Raw genomic sequence first — 8,415 nt, forward strand, 5'->3', positions numbered from 1 at the left:
GCCCGCGCTGCCGCCGGCGGCAGCGGCACCCCGCACGGAAGCCAGGTGATGATGGAGCTGAGCTATGGCATCCAGCTCACCCCGCAGCTCAGGATTGCACCGAACCTGCACTACATCGTGCATCCGGACCCGTTCAACGAACCTGCGCGGCAGCGGGACCTGCCGAATGCACTGATCGCGGGCATGCGGGTTGACTGGAACCTGTAGCAGATCGCACGTGGTGGTGAGGCGCAGCCCGTGCCAGGCACCAAGGTCCACACCCGGTCCAGGCGGCGTACCGATACTCCGGAACCAGGGCGATTGCGGGCCCTGGCCGGGCTTCAGCTGCTGTCTGCCACCCACGCCAGTTCGAACGTCAACGCGAGGCGCTGGCCAGGCTCCAGCCGGTGCGGCGCCAGCGTGAAGCCGTCCGGCGGGCCACTCTGCGGTTCGACACAGGTGGCGTGCGGCGCAGCGTCGTAGACCACCCAGTGGTCGCGGTCCGACCTCAGCCGCAGGCGTTGGCCTTCGCGTACCAGCGTGACGTCACCGTCGGCAACGAAGCAGTCATCCCAAGGGCCGGTGGTGGGCTCCACGTGGGGCAGCGTGGCAATACCTTCCCTGTCCCGCGGATACATCGCGCGAGGATTGAACAGCAACCGGTCCGGCTTCCTGAACCAGGGGTGCCAGCCCAGCACCGCCGGCATCGCCTGTCCGCCCGCCTGGACCGAGAGGCGCAGCTGCAGGGTGTGAGGGTGCAGGCTCACTTCCTGGAGGGCGACGCCACCGAAGGGCCAGTAGCTGTCGCGCGGCAGCTGCAGCGACAACTCGGCTGCGGCCGCATCCAGCCGGTCGATCTGCCAGGGTCGCGAGAAGCCCACCCCATGGATGGCATGCCCGTCGAAGTTGAGCGGCAGCCGATGCGGCATGCCGTCAAAACGGAACTGTCCACGGCGGATGCGCCCGGCCCACGGCACCATCGGGTAGCAGCCCCAGGCGATCGCCGCCGGCCCGGTCTCCTGCGCGTCCACCAGCCATTCCACGCCCCGGTAACGCAGGTGCGCGATGCGCCCGCCCGCCCCTGCGGCGAGCGCAACCTCCAGTTCGCCGCACCTCAGCCAATGCAGCTCACCGGCCGCCAGCGGGGCCAGCGCATCATCCATCGGCAGCATGCGCTCAGGCCCCATAGGGATTGATCGTTCGGATGCGTCCGTCCGGCTCCATGTGCAGCGGCGTGCACTTGGCCGAGCGCAGGTGGGTGATGCCGCCGGACATCAGCGCATCGTGATAGAACAGGTACCACTGGCCCTGGAACTGGCAGATGGAGTGGTGGGTGGTCCAACCGACCACGGGGGTGAGGATCACGCCGGCATAGGTGAACGGCCCGTACGGGCTGTCTCCCACGGCGTAGCACAGCTGGTGGGTGTTGCCAGTGGAGTACGACAGATAGTAGCGACCCTGGTACCTGTGCAGCCACGGGCCTTCGAAGAAGCGGCGCGCATGGTCGTCCGCACGCAGCGGCTGGCCATGCTCATCCAGGATCTGCACTTCGCGGGTGGGCTCGGCCAGTTCGGTCATGCCGGCATCCAGGCGGCCCACGCGCGGCCCCAGGGCCGGCGCGCTGCCCTCGGGTTCCTCGTGTGCCACGTCGTACTGGTTGTCACGATACTTCTGCAGCTGCCCGCCCCAGATGCCGCCGAAGTACAGGTAGTGGCTGCCATCCTCGTCTTCGAACACCGCCGGGTCGATCGAGTACGCGCCCTTGATCGGCTCCGGTTGAGGCACGAACGGGCCCTCCGGTCGCGCACCGATTGCCACGCCGATGCGGAACCGGCCCTCGGCGTCCTTGGCAGGGAAGTAGAGGTAGTAGCGGCCATCGCGGCAGGCGGCGTCGGGGGCCCACATCTGTTTCCGCGCCCAGGGCACGTCGCGCAGGTGCAACGCCATGCCGCAATCGACGGCGGTGCCGTCGGGCGTATCCATCTTCAGCACATGGTAATCCTGCATGCCGAAATGGCCGCCTTCGTCGTCGAAGGGCTGGCCACCGTCGATGTCGTGCGACGGATAGATGTACAGGCGTCCCTCGAATACGTGCGCCGAAGGGTCGGCGGTGTAGATGTGGGTCACCAGCGGTTGCGAAATGGCGTGTGCGCTGAGCTGCGCGAGACGGGCTTCGCTGGCCTGGCCGTCTTCACCGGCAGAGAGGTCGATCATGGTTGTCATCTTGGCGTTACGCGGAGGCGTCGGCGGAACGGCGACGCAGGTGGAGATCCTGCTCGATGCGCGTTTCCGCGCGCTTGTCGATCCGGTAGAAGAACAGCAGCGCCACGGCGAGCAGGAACGGAAGGGAGCAATAGACGCTTACGGTCAGGCGGATGCCCTGCACCACGGCCTCAGGCTGCTGCACCAGGCCTGCCTGGTAGCCGTAGTGGGCAAGGATCGCGGCGACCAGTGCGCCACCCACGCTGAGGCCGATCTTCAGGCCGCACAGCATCGCCGAGAAGATGATCGCAGTGGCCCTTCGATGGTTCTTCCACTCCGAGTAGTCCGCGACGTCGGCGATCATCGCCCACAGCAACGGGATGGTGATGCCATAGCAGAAGCCATGCAGCATGAAGGCTGCGAACGCCACCGCCACCGCCGTGGGTGGGAACAGGTAGAAGGCCAGCAGGAACAGGGTCGAGACAAACAAGGCGCCACCGAAGACATCGCGCTTGCCGAAGCGATCCGCCAGCCGCCGTGATGCACCAATACCCACGATCATGCAGAGGATGCCGCACGCGTTGAACAGGCTGAACGCCGAGGTGGCCGCGTCCTTCGGCCAGGTGAACGCCGCGAAACCGGCGCTGGCGAGGGCGCCATTCAATGCACGGATCAGGCCGTTGAAGCCTGAGTTTTCCAGGAAGCCGGCCAGTGCCGCTTCGCTCATGTAGTACTGGAAGTAATAGATGTAGGTGCCGCCTTTCAACGCCAGGTTGATGAACACCAGCACGGTCAGCGCCAGCATCACCTGCCACGGGCGGTTGTGCAGCAGGTCCGACAGGTCCTGCACTATGCCGCCGGTCTGCTCGCGCGTCGGCACGATGCGTTCGCGGGTGGTGGCGAAGGTGATCAGGAAGAACACTGTTCCGATCAGTGCGAAGGCGGTCATGACCTGTTCGAAGCCGCGCACCCGGTCGCCGTCACCCAGAATCAGCACCAGCGGCATCAGCAGCACCTGGATGATGAACTGCGCGATCATCACGGCCACGAAGCGGTAAGCCGAAAGGCTGTTGCGCTGCGCCATGCTGCCGGTCAGCACGCCGCTCAGCGCCGAGTACGGCAGGTTGTTCGCGGCGTAAACGCAGACCAGCAGCGCGTAGGTGCCCAGTGCATAGATCACCTTTCCGCGCTCGCCCAGGTCCGGGGTGCTGAACGCCAGCAGGGACAGTACGCCAAAGGGGATGGCCGTCCACAGGATCCACGGGCGGAAGCGGCCCCAGCGGGTGGACGTTCGGTCGGCCGCGATGCCGATCAACGGCGTGAACACGAACGCACCCAGCAGGCCGACCACAAAGATGATCGTGGCCGCGGTCGCAGCTGGCAGGCGGTAGACGTCGGTGTAGAAGAATGCCAGGTAGGTGATCAGGGTCTGGAAGATCAGGTTGGCAGCGAGATCGCCCAGGCTGTAGCCGAGCTTCTCGCGTACCGACAGCGCGTGTTCAGTGCTTGCCATGCAGCGGACGTCCTGGAAAAGGGATCTGGTCGAAGGGGAATCGATGCCGACGAGGGCGATCAGTCATGCGCGGGCACCACGGTGAACCTGACCTGCGCACGTATATCGGCACTGGACGCCCCTACCCTGACCTCGTAGGCACCGGGCTGCACCGCGTACGCCGCACGCGCTTGGTCATAGTGGCGCAGAGCCTGCGCTGCCTCCAGGGTGAACGTCACCGTGCGGCGTTCGCCCGGAGCCAGATGGACCCGCTGGAAGCCGCGCAGTTCCTGCACGGCATCACCGCCACCGGCGTGTTCGCGCCGCACGTACAGCTGTACCACTTCGTCACCGCTGCGCGTGCCTGCGTTGGTCACATCCACCGACGCGGTCACGCGACCATCGGCGCCGATGGTGTCCGCATCGAGGCGGAGCGCACCATAATCGAAGCGCGTGTACGAGAGCCCGTGACCAAACGGGTACAGCGGCGTGCCACGGAAGTAGCGGTAGGTACGGCCCTCCATGGCGTAGTCGTCGAATGCCGGCATCGCTTCGCCGGCCTTGTAGAAGGTGACCGGCAAACGGCCGGCGGGATTGACGTCGCCGAACAGCGCCTGGCCGACGGCGGTGCCGCCGCGCTGCCCGGGGTACCAGCTCATCAGGATGGCCGGCAGATGCGCCTGCGCCCAGTCCACGGCGATGGCCGAGCCGCCGGTGAGTACCATCACCACCGGCTTGCCGGTAGCGTGCAGGGCCTCCAGCAGGGTGCGCTGCGGCGCGGGCAACCGCAGGTCGGTGCGGTCGCCACCGGCAAAGCCCGGATAGTTGACCGTCATCTCCTCGCCTTCGACATCGCCGGTAAGGCCACCGACGAACACCACCACGTCGGCATCGCGTGCGGCATCGAGCGCTTCATCGAACGGCGCCTTGGCGCCGGGCATGCGCCAGCCCAGGCGCACGCCGGCATCGCGCTGGTCGTCGTAGTATTCCAGCTTCAGGTCATAGGCACGCCCCGCCTGCAGGTCGAGTTCGACACCCTCGGCATGCAGGCGATCCGTGTTCACCCAGTGATCGATCACACGCTTCCCGTCAAGGTACAGGCGGTAGCCATCATCGCCGGCCACCTCCAGCCGGTAGCGACCGGACACGGGCGGCAGCAGTTGGCCGCTCCAGCGGATGCTGAAGCGGTCGTTGGGAATCCCCTGCCCCGGTGCCGCTTCGCCGCGTGCCAGCAGGTTGTCGGTCGGCGAGCCCCGGTCCCAGCGGAAGCCGATCTGCGCGTCGGTCCGCACCAGGGCCGGAGTGCCAGACGGGTCGGGCGTGCGGAAGTACTCGCCGCGCAGGCCGCGCTCGGGCGAGTCCGCCGAGGGCCGCAGGAAGGTCGGCTCGATCAACGGCGTTGCACCGGGATCGTCGCGCCCTTCCACCAGGTCCACGCCACGCGCATACCGCACCTCAGCGCCCTTGGCCGCCTCGCGTATGCCCTGCAGGATCGTGACCGGCGCGGCCGGTGTGCCGAAGTAGTTGCCGAGCAGCGCCATGGTGTCGTCGGCGGTGGGTCCAACCACGGCAATGCGCTTGGTGTCGCGCGACAGCGGCAGGATGCCATCGTTCTTCAGCAGCACCAGCGATGCCTGCGCGGCCTTGAGCGCGAGCGCATCATGGGCCGGCGCCTGGTTCACCGAGGCCGGAATGCGCGCCCAGCGCACCCGCTCCGGCGGATCGAACATGCCCAGGCGCATCCGTGCGGTGAACAGGCGGGTCACCGCATCGTCGATCTCCGCTTCGCTGATCAGCCCCTGGCGCACTGCCGCAGGCAGCGTTGCGTACTCCTGGCCGCATTCCAGCTCCGTGCCGTTCCTGACCGCCAGCGCCGCGGCGGCTTCGCGCGTGCCGACGATACGGTGGTGCTTCCAGATGTCGACGATGGCCCAGCAGTCCGAGACCACGTAGCCCTTGAAGCCCCAGTCGCGTCGCAGCAGATCACGCAGCAGGAAGCGGCTGGCGCTGGCGGACTCGCCGTACACGCGGTTGTAGGCGCCCATGACCGCATCCACTTCGCCTTCCTTCACCAGCGCCTCGAACGCCGGCAGGTAGGTTTCGTAGAGGTCGCGCCGGCTGGGGCGTGCATCGAAGTGATGGCGGTCGGCCTCCGGCCCGCTGTGCACGGCCAGGTGCTTGGCGGTGGCGTCCAGCTTGCGGTAGACGGGGTCGTCGCCCTGCAGGCCGCGTACGAAGGCCACGCCCATGCGCGCGGTGAGGTAGGGATCCTCGCCGTAGGTCTCCTGTCCGCGACCCCAGCGCGGGTCGCGGAAGATGTTGACGTTCGGCGACCAGAAGGTCAGGCCCTGGTAACGGCCATGCGCGCCTTCGCGGAGGAACTGGTGGTGCTTTGCGCGGGCCTCGTCGCTGATGGTCGTGGCCACCTGCCCCATCAGCGGTACATCGAAGGTCGCGGCCAGGCCGATTGCCTGCGGAAACACCGTGGCCTGCCCTGCCCGTGCCACGCCATGCAACCCCTCATTCCACCAATCGTAGGCGGGCACACCCAGCCGTTCGATTGCCGGCGCGGCATTCTGCATCTGTGCCGCCTTCTCTTCCAGGGTCATCTGCGCGACGAGTGCGGCGGCCCGTTGCTCGAAGCTTGCCGAGACATCCAGCCAGGGCCGTGGCGCGGCCGCGGATGCGGCGGCCGCCACGCAGCTCAGGACGAACACGGTGGCCAGGCCACGCCACGTAGGGCGGCGGGTCCTGGACGAAATCGACAGTCTCATTTGCTTCTCCCGGTGCGCTCGTCGCGCGCGAAGGGACCCAACAGTGCGCCCACGAAGCCGCCTGCCCGGTCCGTACTCAGAACGGTGCCGTCCACGTCGCCTGCGAGCAGTTGCCAGCCCTGCCCGTCGCCGATGTCGAACGAGAACGCGTAGTCGCCCTCGTTGCCGGCAATCTTCAGGCGCAGCGCTGCAGACGCCGGCACGTCATGGCTGGCCAGCGTCCGCGTGCTGCCCCCCCCGTCACGCGCTTCGAGGAAGAGCGAGAGGCGCCCCCCGCCAAGGTCACGAACGCCGAGGAAGTACCAGTACGCCTCGCTCTGGAACGCCGCCAGACCGGCGGCGACACCGGGCGCTGGCGGGGTCATCGCGGTGCTCGCCTCGAAGCGCAGGTGCTGCTGGCGCCGGCCGAGAAATGCCGGATTGCGCAACGTGTCCAGATCCTCGGCAAGCGGGTGCACGGCCAGCATGCCGGGGCGCTTGTGCAAGTCAGCCCAGGCATGCCTGGGCACGCGCACGCGCAGCCACTGGCGATCGAGCGCTGGGCCATCAAAATTGTCGCGCGCCACGAAATTGCCGGTCGACGGGGCCTGCGATGCCTCGCCCTGCATCCACGACGGCGCCTCGGCCACGTAGGGAATGGTCTGGTCGGTCGGCAGGATCTGCGGCCAGCCATCATGCCATCGCACCGGCAACAGGTAGGTCTCGCGCCCGGTGTTGTAGTGGCGCTTCTGATAGTTGCGGCTGGCCAGGAACACCGCCCACCACGAGCCATCCGGGCCTTCGACCAGGTCGGCGTGGCCGGCATTGGTGATCGGAAGCGGACGGTCGTCCGGCAGCTCGCGCTGGGTCAGGATCGGATTGCCCGCATAGGCAACGTAGGGTCCCCACACCGCGCGGCTGCGCAGCACCACCTGCGAATGCTGCGGCCCGGTACCCCCTTCAGCGTCGGACAGGTAATACCAGCCCTCCCGCTTGTAGATGTGCGGTCCCTCGATCCAGATCGGATTCTTCGCTGGCTCCACGCCTCCATCAACCAGCACCCGGCGTGGCCCGACCGGCTTGAATGCCGCCAGATCGATCTGCTGCATCCAGATGGCGCGGTGCCCGTCGTAGCGCGGCGGACCGGGCGGTGCATCGTTGTTGATCAGGTACACCTTGCCGTCGTCGTCGAAAAACAGTGATGGATCGATGCCATCGATGCCGGGCAGCCAGTGCGGATCGGACCACGGCCCGGCCGGGTCGCGCGCAGTGGCAATGAAGTTGCCGCCGCTGTCGGTGGCCGTGGTCACCACGTAGAAAACCCCGTCGTGGTACTCGATTGTGGGGGCAAAGATGCCGCGCGAGACGCTCAGCCCGTCGAAATCCAGCTGCGTGGGGCGGTCAATCACATTTCCGATCTGCTTCCAGTGCACCAGGTCAGCACTCTCGAACACCGGAATGCCCGGGAAGTAGGTGAAGCTGGAATTGACCAGATAGAACCGGCCGTTCGCGCGCACGATGCTGGGATCGGCATGGAAGCCGGCCAGTACCGGATTGCGGTAGTGCCCGGCCGGCAGCGGCACTTCAAACGCCTGGTCATTGCCGCGGTACTCGAACCAGTCGAAGTACACCGGCGGAGCGTCCGGCGGCGCGCTGGCCCGGGCGGCTGCGGCCGACAGCAGGAACACTGCCGCCAGCAGCTGGCGCGCCATGGATCTCAGGCCGGCCCTGTCGCGGGCCACAGGGGACTGCGTAGACAACGTCATCATCGTCGGGCCTCGGCTTCGGCAATGGGAAGTTCGAACGGGCCGGCCGGCGCCCCGCTGCGATCGCGCAGCGTGCACACCGGGCCATCGGCCCAGCAGTAGCGGACATGCGTTGCGCGCGTGGACAGCGGGCCTCGCAGCAGGATCCGGCGCGCATCCAGTTCGGCGTCGGCGTACTCGCAGTGGCGCGCATGGCCCTTGGCCTCGCACAGTTCAAAGCCGA

At 67.4% G+C, this 8,415-nt stretch carries 6 protein-coding genes and 1 pseudogene; 1 reads left to right on the top strand and 6 read right to left on the bottom strand.

Annotated features, from left to right (window positions below; genetic code table 11):
* A partial coding sequence (locus ABGA94_RS10700; RefSeq protein WP_375367241.1) for a carbohydrate porin occupies positions 1-207 on the top strand: 207 nt, incomplete at its 5' end.
* A gap of 113 nt (positions 208-320) precedes the next feature.
* Here ABGA94_RS10700 and ABGA94_RS10705 read toward each other — a convergent pair.
* The 6 genes and pseudogenes from ABGA94_RS10705 to ABGA94_RS10730 form a co-directional block, all read right to left on the bottom strand.
* Positions 321-1,166 carry an aldose epimerase gene (locus tag ABGA94_RS10705; RefSeq protein ID WP_375367242.1) on the bottom strand — a complete coding sequence of 282 codons (846 nt, stop codon included), beginning with the start codon at positions 1,164-1,166 and terminating at the stop codon, positions 321-323.
* Positions 1,156-2,193 (bottom strand): glycoside hydrolase family 43 protein, encoded by a 1,038-nt coding sequence (locus tag ABGA94_RS10710; protein ID WP_375367244.1) that lies wholly within the window; start codon positions 2,191-2,193, stop codon positions 1,156-1,158. Before ABGA94_RS10710 ends, ABGA94_RS10705 begins: the two co-directional genes overlap by 11 nt.
* Before the next feature lie 16 nt (positions 2,194-2,209).
* A complete protein-coding gene (locus ABGA94_RS10715; RefSeq protein WP_375367246.1) occupies positions 2,210-3,694 on the bottom strand; it encodes an MFS transporter in 1,485 nt (494 codons plus the stop codon).
* A gap of 59 nt (positions 3,695-3,753) precedes the next feature.
* On the bottom strand, positions 3,754-6,447 hold the full coding sequence (locus ABGA94_RS10720) for a glycoside hydrolase family 3 C-terminal domain-containing protein (protein ID WP_375367248.1): 2,694 nt from the start codon (positions 6,445-6,447) through the stop codon (positions 3,754-3,756).
* Positions 6,444-8,138, bottom strand: a complete 1,695-nt coding sequence (locus ABGA94_RS10725) for a glycoside hydrolase family 43 protein (protein WP_375367249.1) — start codon at positions 8,136-8,138, stop codon at positions 6,444-6,446. The genes ABGA94_RS10720 and ABGA94_RS10725 overlap by 4 nt, the downstream gene beginning before the upstream one ends.
* Before the next feature lie 53 nt (positions 8,139-8,191).
* Positions 8,192-8,415: pseudogene (locus ABGA94_RS10730) on the bottom strand (9-O-acetylesterase); the annotation flags it as partial.

It is taken from the genome of Stenotrophomonas sp. 3diitr2024, assembly GCF_042136455.1.
GTDB classification, from domain to species: domain Bacteria; phylum Pseudomonadota; class Gammaproteobacteria; order Xanthomonadales; family Xanthomonadaceae; genus Stenotrophomonas; species Stenotrophomonas sepilia.